Raw genomic sequence first — 20,291 nt, forward strand, 5'->3', positions numbered from 1 at the left:
GCTTCAGTAACGAAAGCAAAAGACCCCGGTTTAACCGGGGCCTTCTGGATTGATTGCGAACCCTAATGGCTCAGCGGTTTTCGATGTCCACGTAGTCGCGCAGTGTCTCACCCAGATACAGCTGACGCGGACGGCCGATTTTGTTCTGTGGATCTTCAATCATCTCTTTCCACTGGCTAACCCAGCCAACGGTCCGTGAAAGTGCGAAGATTGGTGTGAACATTGAGGTCGGGAAACCCATCGCCTCGAGGATGATACCCGAATAGAAGTCAACGTTCGGGAACAGCTTTTTGTCGGCGAAATACGGGTCTTCCAGCGCTTCGCGTTCCAGCTCTTTAGCGACCTGCAGTTTCGGGTTGTCTTCAATGCCCAGAAGATCCAGAACCTCGTCGGCCGACTGCTTCATCACCTTGGCCCGTGGGTCAAAGTTTTTGTACACGCGGTGGCCAAAGCCCATCAGGCGGAACGGGTCGTTCTTGTCTTTGGCGCGGGCGATGAATTCGGGAATGCGATCAACGGTACCGATCTCTTCCAACATCTCCAGACATGCCTGGTTGGCGCCACCATGGGACGGTCCCCACAAGCAAGCAATGCCGGCGGCGATGCATGCAAACGGATTTGCGCCCGATGACGATGCCAAACGCACGGTAGACGTTGACGCATTTTGCTCGTGGTCCGCGTGAAGCGTGAAGATACGGTCCATCGCGCGGCTGAGGATCGGGTTGACCTCATATTCTTCGGCGGGAACGCTGAAACACATGCGCAGGAAGTTCGACGCATAGTCCAAGTCATTGCGCGGATACACGAAGGGCTGCCCTGTGTGGTATTTGAAAGCCCATGCTGCGATTGTCGGCATTTTGGCGATCAGGCGATGCGAGGCGACCTCGCGCTGGTGCGGGTCCGCGATATCGGTCGAATCGTGATAGAAGGCCGACATCGCACCGACAACACCGACCATGATGGCCATCGGGTGCGCGTCGCGGCGGAAACCACGGTAGAAATACTGCATCTGCTCATGCAGCATGGTGTGGCGGGTGATTGTGGTTTCGAATTTCTCCAGATCTTTTGCGACCGGCAACTCTCCGTAGAGCAGAAGGTAGCAGACCTCAAGAAAGTGCGATTTTTCGGCCAGTTGGTCGATTGGATAGCCGCGGTGCAGCAACTCGCCTTTTTCACCATCGATAAAGGTTATGGTGCTGTCGCAGCTTGCTGTCGAAGTGAAACCGGGGTCATAGGTGAATACACCTGCCTGACCGTAAAGCTTTCGAATATCAATGACATCCGGACCGGCGGTCGGGGAATGAACCGGCAACTCATACTCTTTGCCGTGAACGGTCAGAGTGGCTGTCTTGTTGCTGTCAGTCATGGGTATCCCTTCTTCATTCATGCGCACGCCAAAGGAACCTCGGGCAGTGCGGGCAACGACTGCGCGCTTTCGCGCAGTCCGGGTGTTAGCGGAGCAGCGTTACCCGTTTATGAAATTCGGGTTACTTCGCTGCTTCTGAAAGCCGCGCCAGGGTTTCATCCCGTCCCAGCACAAGCATCATGTCAAAAACCGAAGGCGTGACGGCCCGACCAGCCAACGCGGCCCTGAGCGGGCCAGCCAGCTTGCCGAACGTGAGCTCCTTTGACTCGGCAAAGGAATTCAGGGTCTCCTCCAGTTCGTTCCGAGACCAGCTAGCATTTTGCAGCTGCGGCGTCAATTCTCCCAGTATACCGTCGGATACAGAAGCCAGCGCCTTTGCCGCTTTCTCGTCGGGAGAAATCGGGCGTTCGGTTAAGACAAAGTGAGCCTTTTCAAGGAGTTCAGGAAAAGTCCGCGCCCGGTCCTTGAGGCAATACATCGCACGTTCCAAATCACTGGATTGTGAATCTGTCAGGGGCGGTAAAGCGGCTGCGGCCAAGTACGCTTCGATTTCACGCCGCAGTGCAGCATCATCAGAGATGGCGATGTGTTGACCACACAGGTTTTCCAGTTTTTTCAGATCAAACCGGGCAGGGCTTTTGCCGATGCCGTTCAGATCAAACCAGTCCTTTGCCTGTGCATCCGTAAAGAATTCATCGTCACCATGACTCCACCCAAGGCGGGCCAGATAGTTGCGCATTCCAGCGGCGGGATAGCCCATGGCCTGATATTCCTGCGCGCCAAGCGCGCCATGGCGTTTGGACAGTTTCTTACCGTCTGGCCCGTGGATCAGCGGAATATGGGCCCAGACCGGAACATCCCAGCCCATCGCCTCGTAAATCATCATCTGGCGCGCCGCGTTATTGAGGTGATCGTCGCCGCGAATGACATGGGTAACACCCATATCATGATCGTCGACCACCACCGCCAGCATGTAGACCGGTGTCCCGTCGGAACGCAGCAAAACCATGTCATCCAGTTGGTCGTTGCGAATGGTCACGTTGCCCTGAACCTGATCGCGGATCACTGTTGTGCCGTCCTGCGGAGCCTTGATGCGAACGACAAATGGCAGGTCGGGATGTGCTGAAGGATCAGCGTCACGCCAGGGGCTGCGGAACAGGGTCGACTTGCCCTCCGCCCGTGCCTGTTCACGAAAGGCGGCAATTTCGTCCTGCGTCGAGAAGCATTTATATGCCTTTCCCTCGGCCAGAAGCTGGTGCGCGACTTCAGCATGCCGGGCAGCTCCTTCGAACTGGCTAATTACGTTGCCATCATGGTCCAGTCCCAGCCATTCCATGCCCTGAAGGATCGCGGCGGTCGCCTCGGGGGTCGAGCGTTCCCGGTCGGTGTCTTCGATCCGCAGCAGGAACTTTCCACCACGTCCGCGGGCGTAAAGCCAGTTGAACAATGCGGTGCGCGCGCCACCGATGTGCAGAAAACCTGTGGGCGAGGGGGCAAAACGTGTGACGACCTGTTCGGACATGTTGAGGATTAACCTTTTGGTAACCGTATCTGGCATAGTTTGACGCCTGTCTAACGAGCCCGAAGGACGGGGGCAACCATGCGTGTTCTTGCACGGGTCGAGGCCGCGCTGCTGCACCAGACAGGGTACCTGTTTCCGTGGACGCCAGTCATGCTGGCAACGGGGATCGGTCTCTATTTCGGTGCCCGGAGCGAGCCCGGCTGGCCGGTATACGCAGGTCTGTTTTGCTTGTTCCTGGCTCTTTTTGCCTTAAGCCGCCGGCTGCCACCGGGGGTGGGAACGTTAGCGACCGGGGGGGCGCTGATTGCGGTCGGTGTTATACTGGCAGGTACTCGCGCCCATATGGTGGCAGAACCGGTTCTGTCCTGGCGGTACTATGGCCCTGTCGAGGGGAGGGTCGTCGCCATGGATCGGTCTGCCTCGGATGCGTTGCGGTTGACGCTCGATCAGGTGCGCGTAGGGGACGTGCCGCAGGAGCGCAGGCCGCAACGCATCCGTCTTTCTGTTCATGGCACGACAGGACCTTTTGCGCCTGGGCAACGGATCATGACCACAGCGCATCTTTCGCCGCCGCAGGGCCCTGTTGAACCCGGCGGGTTCGATTTTCGCCGCCATGCCTGGTTTCAGGGGTTGGGCGCGGTCGGGTATACCCGCGTTCCTGTTCTGACGATTGCGCCAGCCAAAGCCGGTATTGGTGGTGTTCGGATTACGGCAATCCGAATGGCGATATCACAGCGAGTGAAACAAATCCTGCCCGGAGAAATCGGTGGGTTTGCTGCTGCCGTCACCACAGGCGATCGCAGCGGTATGGGGCAAGAGACGCTCTTGTCCCTGCGCGCGTCGAACCTGGCGCATTTGCTTGCAATTTCCGGGCTTCACATGGGGCTATTGACGGGTTTTGTTTTTGTGGCCTGTCGCATCGGTTTGTCACTGATCCCCTTCGTGGCTTTGCGGCTACCTGTTCGAAAAGTTGCGGCTGTGTTCGCGCTGGTCGCGGCAACGCTTTATTTACTGTTGTCCGGTGGGAATATCGCAACCGAACGCGCCTATGTCATGGTCAGTGTGATGCTGGGGGCCGTGTTGATCGACAGGCGTGCGATCTCGTTGCGTGCGGTTTCTGTTGCTGCGCTGATCGTTCTGGTTCTTTGGCCCGAGTCGCTGCTGAGCCCGGGGTTTCAGATGTCCTTTGCAGCAACGACAGCCTTGGTCGCCGTCTTCGGCGCATTGCAAAAGGTGGGTCCGTTACCCGGCCGGAACTGGTTGAAACCGATTGCTGGCGTGGTTATGTCCTCGGCGATGGCCGGGCTTGCCACGGCCCCAATTGGCGCTGCGCATTTCAATACGATGTCTCACTATGGATTGCTGGCGAATCTGCTGTCCGTGCCCGTGATGGGCCTTGTTGTTGTACCTGCGGCAGTTGTCGCCGCACTGGCGGCCCCATTTGGGTTGGAGGCTTTTCCGCTGACCGTTATGGGCTGGGCGTTGCATTGGATCCTTGGGGTTTCAAACTGGGTGTCTCATCTGGGCGGTGCTCAGGGTTTTGTAGTCAGTCCGCCCTGGTATGTATTGCCACTTGTTGCTGTTGGGGCTTTGTGGCTGGCCTTGTGGCAAGGGCGCGCGCATTGGTACGGGGTCGGGCCCGTCATTCTGTCATTTGTGCTTTGGAACTCGGGCCACAGGCCAGATGTTCTGATTGCAGAAAACGGAGGGTTGGTCGGTGTAATGACCCCTCAGGGCCGGGCCCTGAGTAAAAGCAAAGGCAGTGGGTTTGTTGCCAGAGTCTGGCTGGAGAATGACGGTGACGGCGCGGATCAGATCGCGGCAGCAGGCAGATGGCCGGATAGCAGCACCGTTCAGCGGTACACTTATCAGGACAAGGAAATTATCCATATCTCGGGCAAAAGGGCTGCGCGCAAGTTTGACGAATGCGAAGGCAACCAGATCATTGTTTCGACGGTCGCGCTGCCCCTTGCGGGTGCGTGCGCCGTCTTCGATCCGGATGATCTGAGCGAAACCGGCAGCCTGTCATTGTCGGACGGAAAACTGACTTCTAGCGCAGAACTGACAGGCCAACGGCTCTGGTCCCCGAAGCCCGCCGGGGACCGTCGTTTGAAGCAGGATTAATAGGTGCGGATCAGACCGACTAGGCGACCCTGAACCTTGACCATTTCTTCGGGAAGAACGCGCGTCTCATAAGCCGGGTTGGCCGCTTCGAGTGCAATAGCGTTGCCGCGGCGGAAAAAGCGTTTCAGCGTCGCTTCCTGATCTTCTACCAGTGCAACCACGATATCACCGTTATCAGCAGTCGCGGTTTCGCGGATGACGACCACATCCCCGTCATTGATGCCCGCGTCGATCATCGAGTCGCCGCGAACCTCTAGCGCATAGTGCTGGCCTTTTCCGGAAACCATGGGGCCGGGGACCGCTACGTGATGGGACACATGGCTGATCGCCTCAATGGGGACACCCGCCGCGATCCGACCCATCACCGGCAATTCCAGCGCATCCACCGCAACCGGCTCAATATTGGTCGGGCGGGGGCCCTTGGGCCTGTCACCCTCGATCACGCGGGGTGAAAAACCGGCAGTTGGTTCGCCGCCAAGGCTTTCGGGAAGTTTCACAATTTCAATCGCGCGGGCACGATGCGCGAGGCGACGAATAAAGCCACGTTCCTCCAGTGCAGTGATAAGCCTGTGGATGCCGGATTTCGACCGCAGGTCAAGCGCGGCCTTCATTTCATCGAAACTGGGCGGTACACCGTCCGCCTGCACGCGTTTTTGGATGAATTTCAACAAATCCAATTGCTTCTTGGTCAGCATTGCTCACACCTCGTCGCTCATGCGTTTTCTTTTGTTCTACGCATGTTCACGTTTTGTGTCAATGAATTTGGGAGAAGTTCAGATCGGCAGGTACTGAACCGTTTCCCCGGTCTTGCGGGCGGGATCGTTCGGGGGACGGACCAAAAGGGCGTTTGCCTGCGCCAGAACGCTAAGGAGAGAGCTGTCCTGATCTGCACAGGCCCGGATACCCGTTTCGCCCAGAACCGCGCGCATGTAATGCTCGCGCGGGCCGTTTTCTGTCAGTGGTTCGGTCAAGTGGGCAGACCGAAAGGGCGGCAGAACCAATTCCAACCCCAGCATCCGGCGCACCATCGGGGCAAGGAACAGATAGCCACAGACCATCGCGCTGACCGGGTTCCCAGGAAGTCCGACCATCGCGGTGCCACCCATGCGACCAGCCATCAGGGGTTTTCCGGGGCGCATTCGGATCTTGTAGAAAGACCGGTCCATCCCCAAACCCTGCGATACATCAGACACAAGGTCGTAGTCACCAACCGACGCACCGCCAATCGTCACGACGAGATCGGCCCCTCGCGCCAGATCAAACGTAGTCTCAAGCGATGAAACCGTGTCCCGTGCAATCGGAAGGACACGAACCACCGCGCCTAGCCCCTCAAGCAATGCCCGCAGTCCAAACGTGTTAGACGCAATAATCTGGTCCGGTCCCGGTTCTTCGCCGGGCATGACAAGTTCGTCGCCGGTCGAGATCAGGGCAATGACGGGTTTCCGAGAAACCGGGACCCGCGCGATATTCATCGCAGCCATCAGGGCAACGTCTTCGGCGCGGATCAAACACGGTGCCGTGATGGGCGTGCCTGTCATAAAATCCACACCGGCAGGGCGGATGTTCGTTTTGGGGCCGGGGTGGTCTGTGATCGTGATCAGATCGCCACGCCGGTCGGTATCTTCCTGAATCACAACGAAATCCGCGCCATCGGGAACCGGAGCGCCGGTAAATATACGCACGGCCTGACCGGGGCCCACCGAGCCGTCGAAACGACGACCCGCAGCGGATTCGCCCACCACTTTGAACATGGCATGAAGCTCGACTTCGTCGGCTTTGACGGCATAGCCATCCATCGAAGATGCGGCGAAAGGAGGTTGGTCGCGCGTTGCCACAACCGCGTGCGACAGAACACGTCCCGCGGACTGGGCCAGTGGAACCTGTTCCGAAGGTAGAGGGCCGACAAGATCGAACAGCAGGGCGCGCGCTTCTTCGACGGTAATCATTTCGCCTCGTAACGCCCTGATTTTCCGCCGTCTTTGAGGCTTACATGAATGCCGCCAATTTCCATCGCTTTGTCGACGGCTTTGGTCATATCGTACACAGTCAAGGCTGCGGTGGAAACGGCGGTCAGAGCCTCCATCTCAACTCCGGTTTGACCTGACGTCTTGACTGTCGCTTCGATCTGAACACCCGGCAGATCCGGGTCGAGGGTCAGTTCAACGGCAACCTTGGTCACCGGCAAAGGATGGCAGAGCGGGATCAGATCCGGCGTCTTCTTTGCACCCATGATGCCGGCCAAGCGGGCAACGCCCAAAACATCGCCCTTTGCCGCGCGTTGTTCTGAAATGATTTCATAGGTTTCCGGTGCCATCTTCACGTAACCCACAGCCACGGCTATGCGATCTGTGACCTCTTTGCCCGAGACGTCGACCATATGCGCCTGACCTTGAGCATCGAAATGGGTCAGCGGCATCACATCACTCCGGGGATAAGCGGATTGGACAGGATGTGGCGCGTGGCCGCTTCGACATCGTCCTGGCGCATCAGGCTTTCGCCGATCAAAAAACACCGGGCGCCATAGCGCGCAATATCCCGCAAGTCTTCTGGCGTGCCCAACCCACTTTCACACACGATAGTACGGTCCGCTGGCACCAGTTTGGACAGGCGGCGTGTTGTGTCAAGAGTGGTCTCGAAGGTCTTGAGATTGCGGTTATTTATACCGATCAATGGACTTTTCAGTTGGGCTGCGCGTTCAAGCTCGGCTTGGTCGTGAACCTCAATCAGAACATCCATCTCCCAATCGAAAGCGGTTTGTTCCAACTCGGCTGCCTGATCATCGCTGACGGATGCCATGATGATCAGAATACAGTCGGCTTCCAAAGCACGTGCCTCGACCACCTGATAAGGGTCATACATGAAATCCTTGCGCAAAGCGGGCAGAGATGTCGCGTTACGCGCTTGTGTCAGATATTCCTTTGCACCCTGAAAGCTGGGCGTGTCGGTGAGCACGGACAAACACGCAGCACCGCCTTCTTCATAAGCCTTGGCCAAGGCAGGCGGATCAAAATCAGGCCTGATCAAACCCTTGGAAGGGCTGGCTTTTTTGATCTCAGCGATCAGGCCGTAACCTTGCCGGGACGCAGCTTGAAGCGCTGCGGCAAACCCGCGGGTTTCCGAAGCGGCACGTGCTTCACTTTCCAGCGTCTCCAAGGACTTCTGAGCCTTGTCTGCTGCGATTTCTTCCAGTTTGTAGGCTTTGATCTTGTCCAGAACGGTTTCGGTCATGCGGCCTCCTGAGTCTTGGCGGCCAAGGCCGTGATTTTGTTTTTGGCTTCACCGCTGTCGATGCTCGCAGCGGCCATGGCCACACCTTCGCGCAGATCACCTGCCGCATCAGCGACAACCAATGCGGCGGCAGAGTTCAGCAACACGGCATCACGATACGCTGACCGAGCACCGTCCAGCAGAGCACGAAATGCGATGGCGTTCTCTTCAGGGGTTCCGCCGAGGATGTCTTCGAAAGGGTGCACAGGCAGGCCAGCATCCTCGGGGTGCAACTCGACCTCTTTGATCACGTCATGCTCCAAAGCGGCGACCCAGCTGATACCGGTGATCGTCAACTCGTCAGTCCCGTCCGATCCGTGTACCAACCACGCGCGGTCTGACCCCAGCAGGCCTAGTGTTTCAGCCATGGGGCGGATCAGCTCGCGGCTAAAGGCGCCGGTCAATTGCCGTTTGACGCCAGCAGGGTTGGTCAGCGGGCCCAGGATATTGAAAATCGTGCGCGTTCCCAGTTCCTGCCGCGAGGGCATAACATGCGCAATGGCGGGGTGATGCATCGGTGCCATCATGAAACCGATACCGACATCTTTCAGAGCACTTTCAACAACTTGTGGTCCAACCATAACGTTGATACCCATTTGCCCCAGTGCATCCGCTGCGCCGGATTTGGAGCTTAGGTTGCGGTTGCCGTGTTTTGCGACTGTCACGCCAGCGCCTGCGACGACAAATGCAGTCGCGGTCGAGATGTTCAGGGTGCCTTTCCCGTCTCCGCCGGTGCCAACGATGTCGATCGCTCCTTCGGGTGCGCGCACGGCATTGCACTTGGCGCGCATGACAGCCGCGGCCGCGGCATATTCATCAACCGTTTCCCCCCTTGTACGCATGGCCATCAACAGCCCGCCAATCTGGCTTGGCGTGGCTTCGCCGTTGAACAGGATGCCAAAGGCAGTCTCGGCCTCTTTACGGGTCAGCGGACGATCGGCGGCTGCTCCAATCAGCGGTTTCAGCGCGTCGCTCATGCGGGGACTTTCAGTTCTTGCAGGAAATTCTTGAGAAGGGCGTGACCATGCTCGGACGCAATCGATTCAGGGTGGAACTGAACACCGTGAATAGGCAGTTCCTTGTGTTGCAGCCCCATGATCGTGCCGTCTTCCAGCTCGGCTGTGATCTCAAGACAGTCGGGCAGCGTCTCGCGCTCGACCACCAGCGAATGGTAGCGTGTGGCTTCAAAGGGCGACGGAAGGCCAGCAAAGACGCCTTTCCCGGTGTGATGCATGATGCCCATCTTGCCATGCACAATTTCGTGGCATCTAACAACCTTGCCACCGAAAGCCTGTCCGATGGTCTGATGCCCGAGACAAACCCCCAAAAGGGGCGTTTTGGTCTCGGCCGCGGCTTCGGTCAGAGCCAGACAGATGCCCGCCTGATCCGGGTCGCAGGGGCCGGGGCTTAGCAAGATGCCAGCCGGGTTCATGGCCATTGCTTCCTGTACATCCAGCGCATCATTGCGGCGAATGACCATTTCGGCACCAAGTTCGCCCAAATAATGTACCAAATTGTAGGTAAACGAGTCGTAGTTGTCGATCAGCAGCAGCATATGGGCACTTATCTTCGCTTGGGCATTTCGGGCTGGCGATGCAACCCCGGGCCACGGTATAATGTCCGCACATACATGCTCAGGCTTGGGCGGCAGCGTCAAGAGGACATACGGTTTCTGACGCCTCCAATTGACCGAGCGCCACACCAGATGGCGCAGAGCAGGGCGAGGCAGGGAAAAGAGGCGAAAGGCAGGAAATATGGGCGGATTTTTCGGAGGAATGGTCGCAGGGGCGATCGTTGTTTTGATCTTGGGTGCGGTCGTGTCGCTCAACACGCCGATGGTCAATACGCCGGTTGTTGCGACCGAAGCACCAGCGCCGACGATTTCAGAAACACCAGAGGCGCCTACTGAACTTGCCGAGGATGTTTCTGATGCCGATCTGGTGGAACTGGCCCCGCGTGCGCCAGAAGCCGCCGATAATGCCAGCGAAGATCTGGCCGACCTGTCCGGGCTGGAAGCGTCATCCGAGCCGCAGCCCGAGGTAGGCAAAGCGGCTGAGGCTCCGAACGAGCCCGCTGCTACGGTGGCGACCGAAGTGTCCGTCATGACCGAAGCCCCCGCTGCGCCGCCCGAGCCTAGCCAGGTGCCCGCAGTTCAGCAGGAACAGTCCGTGCCGGTTGTAATTGATGAAACCCCCACGCCGCCGACCGAGTCTGACACAACCGATGTCGCAGTTCTTGAGCCCGAACCAAATCCGTTGCCACAGGTCGAGGCTGAACCACAAACAAAAGACACTACGACTGATAATTCATTTGAAAGCAGTCCGATTGCGGTGGAAGGGGATGAAGACACCTTGCCCCGCGAGCTTCCGCGCATTGCTGCGCTGCCTCAGATCGGGGGAGAACAGGAAGAAAGTACCAGTTCGATTGTCGGAAAACGTATCCTGCCATTGACGGAACGAGATGATGAGCCTGTTGCAGAACAGGCGATTTCCGAACAGCCATCTGCGGAAAAACCGATTGAACGTTTTGCCGCCAAGTTCGAGAACCCGGAAGCTAAGCCGCTAATGTCGATCATTCTGATTGATGACGAAGGCGCATTCGGGGCCGAAGCGTTGCAGGATTTCCCTTACCCGATCAGCTTTGCCGTGAACCCGTCTGATCCAGATGCGGCGGAAAAGATGGCACGGCACCGCGCGGCCGGGTTCGAAGTTCTGGCCCTTGCGGACTTGCCCGAGGCAGCAAGCGCGCAGGATGCCGAAGTTTCGCTGTCTGTGTGGCTGGATACATTGCCTGAAACAGTGGGTATTCTGGAAGGCGTGAACAGCGGCATTCAGGGAAATCGCAAGCTGGCCGATCAGGTCGCGGCGATTGCCGCCGGAACCGGGCGCGGGTTGATCACTCAGGACAATGGGCTGAATACTGTCCAGAAGTTGGCGGTTCGCAATGGCATTCCGTCCAGCGTTGTGTTCCGCGATATCGATGGGGCGCGACAGGATCCCAGAATCATGCGCCGGTTCCTGGATCAAGCCGCGTTCCGGGCAGGTCAGGAAGGAACCGTTGTCATGCTGGGGCGGGTGCGGCCCGAGACAATCTCGGCCCTGTTGCTGTGGGGTCTTGAGGATCGCGGCAGCCGGGTAGCGATGGCGCCGATCTCGGCCGTCTTGATGAAACAGGTACAGTGACAGCTTGAGACAGGGCGGTGATCAATTGATCAGCCGCCCTTGTTTTTTAACTGTTGCCGTTTCCGGTGAACCGAGCGGCATCTTCCGCTGCGCGCCGTATGGCGTTTGACTTATGGACAGTCTCCATGAACTCGGCCTGGGGGTCGCTGTCATAGACAACACCGCCACCAGCCTGAATATAGAGTTTCTGATCCTTCACGATGGCGGTGCGCAGGGCAATGCACATGTCCATGTCACCGCCCGCACTGAAATAGCCGACACCTCCGCCATAGACGCCGCGTTTTTCCGGCTCAAGCTCGTCAATGATCTCCATCGCGCGCACTTTTGGCGCGCCCGAGACGGTGCCCGCAGGCATCCCGGCAAAGAAGGCGTCCAACGCATCTTTGTCTTCCGCCAATTCACCCACCACGTTCGAGACAATGTGCATCACATGGCTGTAGCGTTCGATGATGAACTCTTCGGTGGGACGTACAGTGCCGATTTTGGACACGCGGCCGGTATCATTGCGCCCGAGGTCCAGAAGCATGAGGTGTTCGGCCAGCTCTTTCTTGTCGGCCAGCAGGTCAAGCTCGTTTGCCTTGTCCTCCTCGGGGGTCGCGCCACGGGGACGGGTGCCTGCGATCGGGCGAATGGTGACTTCGCTGCCGAAAACACGCACCAGAATCTCGGGGCTGGCCCCAACGACCTGAAAACCGCCGAAGTTGAAATAGAACATAAACGGCGAGGGGTTGGTGCGTCGCAGCGAACGATAAAGCGCAAAAGGCGGCAGCGGAAAATCCTGCGTCCAACGCTGCGCAGGAACAACCTGGAAGATATCGCCTGCACGGATGTATTCCTTGGCCTTTTCAACCGCTTCCATATAGCCGGATTTGGTGAAGTTCGACACCGGTTCCGCAATTTCGCGCGCGTCGCCCAGATCACGGGTTTCGGCGGGCATCGCGCGCTCCAGATCGCGGACCGCATCCATTACACGCTCGGCCGCCTGCGCATAGGCAGCCTTGGCAGATTGACCGTCGCTGGCCCAGGCGGGTGAGACCACGGTCACCTCGCCTTTGACACCATCCAATACTGCGACAACAGACGGGCGCAACATGATCGCATCTGGCAGCCCCAGCGGATCGGGGTTCACGTCCGGCAGGTATTCGACCAGCCGAACCATGTCATAGCCCAGATATCCAAACAGCCCGGCAGCGGCCTGAGGCAGGTCGTCTGGCAACTCGATACGGCTTTCGGCCAGCAAGGCACGCAGGTTGTCCATCGGATTGCCATCCTGCGCTGCAAAGGCGTCGGCGTCGAACCGCGCCGAGCGGTTCAATTCGGACACTTCGTCGTGACAGCGCCAGATCAGGTCCGGTTTCATGCCAATGATCGAATAGCGGCCACGCACCTCACCGCCCGTAACCGACTCCAGCATGAACGCATCTTTCTGCGCTCCCGTCAGTTTGAGCATCAGCGACACGGGTGTGTCCAAGTCGGCGGCGAGACGTGTGTAAACCACTTGGTTTTCGCCCGCTTCATAGGCGCGTGCGAAGGTATCGAAATCGGGTGTCAGGGCCATCTTGGTCTCGCTTAAAAGCTCGCCTGCACGGCGTTCAGCGCCTGCTGATCCACGACCGGGCGGGCGCGGGTCTGAGCGTCCCGTACGTATGCGTCAAAAATATTCTGCGACAGCGCCTGATCCATCTGCGTTGCCAGCGCGTCGCGCAACCGGCGCAGTTCGTCGGAATCCTCGGGGGGCAGAACCTCGTCCAGACGCACCAGCAAGGCTGCACCATTTCCACCAATGACACGCAACTCACCGAGTTCCATCTGAAACACTTCATTCATGAAACTGGCGGGGACGTCATCAAGAAACGCGGTACGCGTCAGTGCGTTTTCAACGCGGAAGGGCAGGCCAGTCGCTGCGAAGTCACCATCAGTGGCCAGTAGGCTCAATGCGGCGTTTGCTTTGTCCAACAGGGCTTTATTGGTCTCTGCCTGTACCCAAGCCGCAGCGACACTGTCGCGTGCGCTTTCCAGCGGTTCGGGGCGACGCGGCAGAACGTCGTTCAGGCGCAAGGCAAAGATCGATCCGTCTTCGAGAAATGCGATTTCAGGGAAATCTCCTTCTTGCACGGCTTCGGCGGCCGTGCGGAACCCGTCATAGGCCGCTATGTCCTCGGCGCTGTCTCGGGTCCAGTCGATCTGACCCAGTTCCATTTCGGTTTCATTTGCCAGTTCTTCCAGGGTCGCGCCGCCAGCCAACATGTCGTTTATGTCTTCGGACTGTGCCTCGATCAGGCGGCGGGCGCGTTCTGTCGCCAGTTCTTCGCGCAGGGCCGGTTCGGCCTCCTCAAAGGGAACGCTGTTTGCAGCCAGGGATCCGTTGACACGGAACAGGGCGGGGCCAAATACCGAAGGCAGAGGGCCAACAACGGCGTCAAGCTCTGCCGCGAACACGGCGTCGGCGGCCTCGCCCAGATCCTCACGTGTCAGGTCGCCTAGATCGATATCGGAAAGTTCCAGATCACGATCGCGAACCAGTTGTTCAAAGGTCGTTCCGCCGACCTCAAGTTGCGCCTTGGCGTCGTTGGCTGCTTGTTCATCCGGGAAATTCAGGCGCTCGACCAGACGGCGTTCCGGTTGATTATATTCGTCCGACCGCTCTTCAAAGAGCTTGCGAAGGGATTCTTCGTCAACCTCAACCGTGTCCACCAACATGGCCGGAGACAGAATCGCATACGTCAGTTGTTTCGTGCGGGGCAGGGTGAACTGTTCAGCGTTTTCGTCATAGTAGGTTTGAATCTGTGCGTCAGTCGGCTCGGCCACGGGCTCTTCCAATGCCTCGGCCCCGGCGGTTGCAACGGTAAAGCTGCGACGGGCGCCGATATAGTTGGCCATTGTGTCTGTCACGGTTGAGGGCATTTCCACACCCCCCATGATCGCACCTTGAACGATCGTACGGGCAGATTCTTTGCGCAGGTCCGACTCGAACTCGGAATCCGTCATGCCGACCTGTTCAAGCTGAAAGCGGTATGCCTCGCGGTCGAAATTGCCGTCTACGCCCTGAAAGGCCGGGACAGACACGATCTCTTTTTGCAGGTTTTCATCCCCTATGGAAATCCCAAGCTGGCTCACCTCGTTGTCCAGCGACGCCAAGGCCGTCAGGCGGGCAAGCGCGTTTCGGTCCAGCCCCAGATCCCGTGCCTGCGACATTTGCAGGGGCTGACCCGATTGCGCCTCAACCGCGCGGATCTCGCGCTGTAACTCGCGGACAAAATCATCGATCGAGATGCTTTCATCACCAACTTGCGCCACAGTACGGACTGTGCCGCTCAGGTTGACCGCGCCGAACCCCGCAAGCCCCAGCATCAGCATGCCCATCAGAATCCAGACAAAGGTTTTCGAAAGACTTTTAGCGCCTGCGGCCATGGTGCCCTCTTGTTATTTCGGCAGCGTTCTGCCCTGTCGGTTGCCGCCTTGAATACGACGCACACCGCCGGGGGGCAAGCTTAGAAGGACAGGCCCTGCAATCGTTTGAACAATTGGCCCAAACCTGTGCGGTCGAGGTTGGCGAATGCAATGCGCACTTGCCGTTTCCCGTCCGGGTGGTGAGCGGGCATGAACATGGTACCGGGCAATAACAGAACACCGGCTTCACGCACCAAACGCCGGGCAAGCTCGTCAGACGGAATGTCAAACGGATGCTCCAGATAGGCGAAATACGCCCCAAGTCCCAAAAGGCGCCAACCTTCGGATTCCAGCGCGGGTATACCCTCAAGGATGGCAGCACGACGGTCGAGTATTTCGTCGCGTTCCCCTGCCAGCCATTGCGACAAGTTTTGCATACCCCAAAGCGCGGCGAACTGTCCGATCTGACCAGGGCAAATGGCAACGGTGTCGAGAAACTTTTCGACCTCAGCCAAAAGCGCAGGGCCCGTTGCAATGGCACCGACCCTGTGACCCGTCAGCCTGTAGGCCTTAGAGAAGGAATAAAGGTGGATCAGCGTCTGATCCCAGTCAGGTTGCTGGAACAGGTCATGTGGCGGCCCGCTGCGACTGTCGAAGTCACGGTAGGTTTCGTCGACGATCAGGTAAATTCCGGTTTCGCGCGCCAGCTCAAAGAAGGCGCGGACAAGGTCTGCCGGGTATTCAACGCCGCCGGGATTATTGGGCGTGACCAGAGCGATGGCACGTGTTTTGTCCGTGATCAGCGCGCGTGCGCTCTCAGGGTCGGGCAGTAAGTCGTCGCCGGTCTTCAGGCCAACTGCATGGACACCGGACATATCCAACCACATTTTGTGATTGAAATACCAAGGGGTTGGTAGAATAACCTCATCCCCTTCGCCGGTGATGGCCGAAATCACTGCTGAAAACGCCTGATTGCAGCCTGAGGTAATTGCAACCTCAGATGCCTCAACACTTGCTGCGTAATGCGCGCTGATCTGCGCAGCCAGTTCCGCGCGAAGATCATTATTTCCAAGCACAGGGCCATAAAGATGCGCATGGTCTTCGCGCACGGTAAATTCGGCCATAGCCTCGCGCAACGCCAGCGGCGGCGGGTCAACCGGCGCCGCCTGGCTGACGTTGATCAACGGACGTTCGGGCGGGAACGTAACACCCTCGAGCCATCGGCGCGCTTCCATCACTGGCGGCGCGAATGTTGCGGCGGTCCGGCTGAGCGTCATGTGCTTCCTACTGATCTGAATTCAATCGGTGCCCCGATAGGGCTCGACATATTGAAGGGCCATGTCCCACGGGAAAAAGATCCATGTGTCCTGACTGACTTCGGTGATGAACGTATCCACCATTGGGCGTCCCTTGGGTTTTGCATAAACCGTCGCAAAATGCGCTTTCGGATACATCTCTCGAACCAGTTCTAGGGTTTTTCCGCTGTCCACAAGATCGTCGATGATCAAAATTCCGGTTCCGTCGCCCATTAATTTGGCATCGGGTGCTTTCAGAACTTCGGCCTCACCCTGAGCCTGATGATGGTAGGATTTGACGCTGACCGTATCGACAGTACGAATATCCAGTTCCCGGCTTACGATCATCGCAGGGGCCATGCCGCCGCGGGTGATCGCCACCACAGCACGCCAGCTGCCGTCATCGGGGCCTTGTCCGTCCAGACGCCACGCCAATGCGCGCGAGTCGCGGTGGATCTGGTCCCAGCTGATGTGAAATCCTTTTTCGTGCGGCAGGCGATCCTTAGCGCTCATGTTCTTAACCTTTTTCCACGTCTGGGGCGTCAACGGCCTTCATTCCGACGATATGGTAGCCCGAATCCACGTGCAGGTTCTCACCGGTGACGCCGCTGCTTAGGTCTGACAGCAGGTACAGGGCCGACTTGCCGACATCGTCAATGGTCACGTTGCGGCGTAGCGGAGAGTTGTACTCGTTCCATTTCATGATGTAGCGGAAATCGCCAATGCCGCTGGCGGCCAGCGTTTTGATCGGACCGGCGGAAATCGCGTTCACGCGAATGCCGTCCTTGCCCAAGTCCTCGGCCAGATACTTGACCGACGCTTCCAGAGCGGCCTTTGCAACACCCATCACATTATAATGCGGCATGACCTGCTCGGCTCCGTAATAGGTCAGCGTTATCGCGCTGCCGCCTTCGGACATCAACTTTTCCGCGCGCTGCATAACCGCAGTGAACGAATAAACGGATACATCCATTGTCAGCGTGAAATTGGCCCGGCTTGTATCCACATAACGTCCACGCAATTCGTTCTTGTCAGAAAAACCGATGGCGTGAACGACGAAATCCAGTTTACCCCATTTCTCTTCCAGCGCCGTAAAGAGGGCATCGATAGATGCTTCATCGCTCACGTCGCAGGGCAGAACGATTTCGCTCCCAAGCTGCGCAGCCAGTGGGTCCACACGTTTCTTTAAAGCATCACCCTGGTAGGAAAAAGCAAGTTCAGCTCCGGCTTCGGACAAGGCGCGGGCGATTCCCCATGCAATCGATTTGTCATTGGCCAGTCCCATGATGAGGCCACGTTTACCGGCCATCAAATGATTTGACATGTTTGGTTCTCCGCCTGTCTTCGCGTTATGTTGAGTTGGTTTATGCCATTGGTTGCGCTGCATCAAGGCCGTGCGCTCTTGCTCGCAGCGGGTTCTCGCCTTAGGTTCGTCGTTAACACTTTCCAGGGGATGGAAATGACCGAGCGTGAAGGCATCTTTGCTGGCTCCGATCCGTTTGAAATTGCGGCCCGGTGGTTAGCTGAGGCTGAAGAAACTGAATTGAATGATCCGAATGCGATTGCGCTTGCAACCGTAGACCCGGATGGTTTGCCAAATGCACGCATGGTCTTGCTGAAGGAAATTGAGGCGGATTCGTTTGTATTTTATACAAACTACGAAAGCGCCAAAGCGAACGAGCTGGATACGTCGGAAAAAGCTGCATTTGTAATGCATTGGAAATCTTTGCGGCGTCAACTTCGCGTTCGTGGTACAATATGTCGTGAAAACGGGCCCCAGGCTGATGCATATTATGCTTCAAGGTCATTGAAAAGCCGGTTGGGTGCCTGGGCTTCAAAGCAGTCACAACCGCTTTCAAGCCGCACAGCTTTGATGGCAGAGGTCGCGAAAGTGACCGCTAAACTTGGAACGAATCCACCACGCCCTCCGTTCTGGGGCGGGTACCGATTAACGCCGACAGAGATTGAGTTCTGGGCCGATGGAGCATTTCGCTTGCATGACCGGTTCAGATGGAAACGAATTGAGCCGGGATCGGCATGGCATGTTGAAAGGTTGAATCCATGACGTTCACGTGTCGTGAAATGCAACAGGCAGAAAGTAAACGATTTTTTCAGCTTGAATTTGCCCGCCAATCCCATAAACAACAGACCCTTAACGAACTGCTAAAATTCGCGATGGGAAAACCGTGCCAGAAGACCTGAACAATATGTATCGCGTCCGTGGACACGTGAAATGGTTCGATCCCGCTAAGGGATACGGCTTTGTTGTGTCCGACGAAGGCGGGCCAGACATCCTGTTGCATGTGAATGTTTTGCGCAATTTCGGTCAGAGTTCCGTCGCGGACGGTGCGGGTATCGAAATCATGACACATCGCACGGACAGAGGTGTCCAAGCGGTTGAGGTTGTTGCAATCGACCCGCCAGCGCGCGCCGAGTCGATGATGCTGGCTGATTTTGCCGAGTTGGATCCGGACGCTATCGCAGAAGCCCCTTTGGAGGCTGCGCGGGTGAAGTGGTTCGACAAAGGCAAGGGCTTCGGGTTCGCAAATGTTTTTGGGCGCGGTGAAGACGTGTTCTTGCATATAGAAGTGCTGCGGCGCTCGGGGCTTGCTGACCTTCAGCCCGGAGAGGCGCTTGCGATGCGCGTAATTGATGGCAAGCGCGGCCGAATGGCGGCGCAGGTTCTCGCCTGGGAAGCCGCGCTGGACGGCTGACGGTTCCATGACTCGTTTTCTGGCATTTTGGACCCTTCTGATCACGCTGTGGACAGGGGGGGCGTTTGCTGCGTGCAGCGCCGACCATGTCACACTCCGAAACGACAGCGCGACAATCCGATTTGACGTGGAAGTGGCGGTTACGCCACAGGAGCGGTCAAGGGGTTTGATGTTTCGCGAGTCGTTGCCGAATCGTTCGGGTATGTTGTTCGTGTTTGATCCACCGCAACCCGTCGCGTTCTGGATGAAGAACACACTGATTCCGCTCGACATGATATTTCTGGACCGTACGGGCACGGTGACACATGTGCATGAGAGAGCGATTCCCGGCGATCTGACACCGATTGAAGGTGGTGATGCCGTTTTTGCGGTGCTGGAAATCAATGCGGGATTGTCCGCGCGATACTCTATCGGCGTCGGCACTCAGATGCAGCACGAAATTTTTTCGCAAGGTCCTGCGATTTGGCCCTGTTAGGGCTTTTCAAATCAGATTGGCATCGTTAGGAAGGCGCACGGTCCGGGGCGTGGCGCAGTCTGGTAGCGCACCTGTTTTGGGTACAGGGGGTCGTAGGTTCGAATCCTGCCGCCCCGACCACTTCCTTCACATTCTCATGTGGGCGTTCCGCCCATCGCCAGATACAACGAGCTGATCGCCTGATCCAGCGCGTCACTTTCCAATGGAACCTCAACGATTGCTCCGGTTTTCTGCGGCACTTTAAAGTACGATCGTGCGTCGACGCGATAGCCGGAACCTGTTTTTGACGATGTCAGGCGCATGACACTTTGGGGCAGGTCCTGCGGAAATCCGTCATAGTTCAGAATCAAATAGGCCGCCGCTTTTGGGGGCAGATACTCGCTGCATTCAAATGCCTGTTCGCCGATTTTCTCAAAAACCTTGCCGGGACCAGAACAACTGGTTTCGAATGCCTCAAATAACCTTTTGGGATGGGTTTCGAACAGCGCGCTACGTGACGGGGTGGGCGTTTCTTGTGGCGTGCAGGCCACGATACAGGCCAACGCGGGGATAAAGCGAAGCAACTTCATTCATTTGGCCTTTCTCATTCCGAAGTGAACCTTTGGTCGTTCAGCGTGGGTTCGACAGACCCGGCGAAGATGATTCCTTTACAGCCTAACCAGCGCGGCGTTGGTTGATCAAATACAGATAACTATGCTGGAAAAAACGGTAATTCGATTTGAGACTTCGAGTTGTGGCCGAGAATTTGCCGAAGGCGAGCCTGTGGAGGAATCGGACCTTGAGTTTCACACCCCTCGTGTCTGGGTCTGGTCAACAAAAAAGATTTCAAATTTGGCTGAAAAAGGGCGTTGACCTTCTATGGCAATATACGCCAAATTGTATGAGCCGAAGAGATTGCCACAATATCTGGTATTCAAGCCGGGACGGCAACAGGCGAGGGTCGGATAAGCACAGTC

Annotated in this window: 19 protein-coding genes and 1 tRNA gene; 6 read left to right on the top strand and 14 right to left on the bottom strand. The window is 57.4% G+C overall.

Going from position 1 to position 20,291, the window contains the following annotated elements; genetic code table 11:
- Positions 1-70: 70 nt before the first annotated feature.
- Both gltA and gltX read right to left on the bottom strand, forming a co-directional pair.
- Positions 71-1,366 carry a citrate synthase gene (gene gltA, locus ACR0AP_RS02260; RefSeq protein WP_480485519.1) on the bottom strand — a complete coding sequence of 432 codons (1,296 nt, stop codon included), beginning with the start codon at positions 1,364-1,366 and terminating at the stop codon, positions 71-73.
- A 121-nt stretch (positions 1,367-1,487) separates the two neighbouring features.
- The gene (gltX, locus tag ACR0AP_RS02265) at positions 1,488-2,888 is read right to left on the bottom strand and encodes a glutamate--tRNA ligase (protein WP_480505807.1); all 1,401 of its coding nucleotides are present in this window, start codon (positions 2,886-2,888) and stop codon (positions 1,488-1,490) included.
- Positions 2,889-2,966: 78 nt separating this feature from the next.
- On the opposite strand from gltX, the gene ACR0AP_RS02270 reads away from it, so the two are divergent.
- Positions 2,967-5,012: a ComEC/Rec2 family competence protein gene (locus ACR0AP_RS02270; protein ID WP_480505039.1), complete on the top strand. Its 2,046-nt coding sequence runs from the start codon at positions 2,967-2,969 to the stop codon at positions 5,010-5,012.
- Here the strand turns inward: ACR0AP_RS02270 and lexA are convergent.
- From lexA to ACR0AP_RS02300, 6 genes are all read right to left on the bottom strand, one after another.
- Positions 5,009-5,707 (bottom strand): transcriptional repressor LexA, encoded by a 699-nt coding sequence (lexA, locus tag ACR0AP_RS02275; RefSeq protein ID WP_267364515.1) that lies wholly within the window; start codon positions 5,705-5,707, stop codon positions 5,009-5,011. The genes ACR0AP_RS02270 and lexA overlap by 4 nt on opposite strands.
- A gap of 78 nt (positions 5,708-5,785) precedes the next feature.
- On the bottom strand, positions 5,786-6,958 hold the full coding sequence (locus tag ACR0AP_RS02280) for a molybdopterin molybdotransferase MoeA (RefSeq protein ID WP_480505041.1): 1,173 nt from the start codon (positions 6,956-6,958) through the stop codon (positions 5,786-5,788).
- Positions 6,955-7,428, bottom strand: a complete 474-nt coding sequence (gene moaC, locus ACR0AP_RS02285) for a cyclic pyranopterin monophosphate synthase MoaC (RefSeq protein ID WP_209503815.1) — start codon at positions 7,426-7,428, stop codon at positions 6,955-6,957. The genes ACR0AP_RS02280 and moaC overlap by 4 nt, the downstream gene beginning before the upstream one ends.
- Complete coding sequence (gene trpC / locus ACR0AP_RS02290; RefSeq protein ID WP_209503816.1) at positions 7,428-8,240, bottom strand: indole-3-glycerol phosphate synthase TrpC; 813 nt, start codon at positions 8,238-8,240, stop codon at positions 7,428-7,430. The genes moaC and trpC overlap by 1 nt, the downstream gene beginning before the upstream one ends.
- On the bottom strand, positions 8,237-9,256 hold the full coding sequence (gene trpD, locus ACR0AP_RS02295) for an anthranilate phosphoribosyltransferase (protein WP_480505043.1): 1,020 nt from the start codon (positions 9,254-9,256) through the stop codon (positions 8,237-8,239). Before trpD ends, trpC begins: the two co-directional genes overlap by 4 nt.
- Entirely contained in the window at positions 9,253-9,834 is a 582-nt protein-coding gene (locus ACR0AP_RS02300; RefSeq protein ID WP_480472961.1) for an anthranilate synthase component II, read from the bottom strand. The genes trpD and ACR0AP_RS02300 overlap by 4 nt, the downstream gene beginning before the upstream one ends.
- A gap of 199 nt (positions 9,835-10,033) precedes the next feature.
- Here ACR0AP_RS02300 and ACR0AP_RS02305 point away from each other — a divergent pair, with 199 nt between their 5' ends.
- Complete coding sequence (locus tag ACR0AP_RS02305; RefSeq protein ID WP_480505045.1) at positions 10,034-11,461, top strand: divergent polysaccharide deacetylase family protein; 1,428 nt, start codon at positions 10,034-10,036, stop codon at positions 11,459-11,461.
- Positions 11,462-11,507: 46 nt separating this feature from the next.
- Here ACR0AP_RS02305 and trpE read toward each other — a convergent pair whose 3' ends face one another.
- The 5 genes from trpE to fabI all read right to left on the bottom strand — a co-directional run bounded on the left by trpE (position 11,508) and on the right by fabI (position 17,470).
- The gene (gene trpE / locus ACR0AP_RS02310) at positions 11,508-13,019 is read right to left on the bottom strand and encodes an anthranilate synthase component I (RefSeq protein WP_480505047.1); all 1,512 of its coding nucleotides are present in this window, start codon (positions 13,017-13,019) and stop codon (positions 11,508-11,510) included.
- 11 nt (positions 13,020-13,030) lie between these two features.
- On the bottom strand, positions 13,031-14,872 hold the full coding sequence (locus ACR0AP_RS02315; RefSeq protein WP_480505049.1) for a SurA N-terminal domain-containing protein: 1,842 nt from the start codon (positions 14,870-14,872) through the stop codon (positions 13,031-13,033).
- A gap of 80 nt (positions 14,873-14,952) precedes the next feature.
- Positions 14,953-16,128: an aminotransferase gene (locus ACR0AP_RS02320; protein ID WP_480505050.1), complete on the bottom strand. Its 1,176-nt coding sequence runs from the start codon at positions 16,126-16,128 to the stop codon at positions 14,953-14,955.
- Between the two features lie 21 nt (positions 16,129-16,149).
- Positions 16,150-16,659 (bottom strand): xanthine phosphoribosyltransferase, encoded by a 510-nt coding sequence (gene gpt / locus ACR0AP_RS02325; RefSeq protein WP_209503823.1) that lies wholly within the window; start codon positions 16,657-16,659, stop codon positions 16,150-16,152.
- Positions 16,660-16,663: 4 nt separating this feature from the next.
- The gene (gene fabI / locus ACR0AP_RS02330; RefSeq protein WP_480505052.1) at positions 16,664-17,470 is read right to left on the bottom strand and encodes an enoyl-ACP reductase FabI; all 807 of its coding nucleotides are present in this window, start codon (positions 17,468-17,470) and stop codon (positions 16,664-16,666) included.
- Positions 17,471-17,605: 135 nt separating this feature from the next.
- On the opposite strand from fabI, the gene pdxH reads away from it, so the two are divergent.
- From pdxH to ACR0AP_RS02350, 4 genes are all read left to right on the top strand, one after another.
- A complete protein-coding gene (pdxH, locus tag ACR0AP_RS02335; protein ID WP_480505054.1) occupies positions 17,606-18,211 on the top strand; it encodes a pyridoxamine 5'-phosphate oxidase in 606 nt (201 codons plus the stop codon).
- A gap of 142 nt (positions 18,212-18,353) precedes the next feature.
- The gene (locus ACR0AP_RS02340; RefSeq protein ID WP_245220458.1) at positions 18,354-18,860 is read left to right on the top strand and encodes a cold-shock protein; all 507 of its coding nucleotides are present in this window, start codon (positions 18,354-18,356) and stop codon (positions 18,858-18,860) included.
- Positions 18,861-18,867: 7 nt separating this feature from the next.
- The gene (locus ACR0AP_RS02345) at positions 18,868-19,335 is read left to right on the top strand and encodes a DUF192 domain-containing protein (RefSeq protein WP_480493098.1); all 468 of its coding nucleotides are present in this window, start codon (positions 18,868-18,870) and stop codon (positions 19,333-19,335) included.
- 43 nt (positions 19,336-19,378) lie between these two features.
- A tRNA-Pro gene (locus ACR0AP_RS02350) sits at positions 19,379-19,455 on the top strand.
- Between the two features lie 14 nt (positions 19,456-19,469).
- Here the strand turns inward: ACR0AP_RS02350 and ACR0AP_RS02355 are convergent.
- A complete protein-coding gene (locus tag ACR0AP_RS02355; RefSeq protein ID WP_480505056.1) occupies positions 19,470-19,904 on the bottom strand; it encodes a hypothetical protein in 435 nt (144 codons plus the stop codon).
- Positions 19,905-20,291: the final 387 nt, after the last annotated feature.

Source organism: Ruegeria sp. AF7 (genome assembly GCF_056541885.1).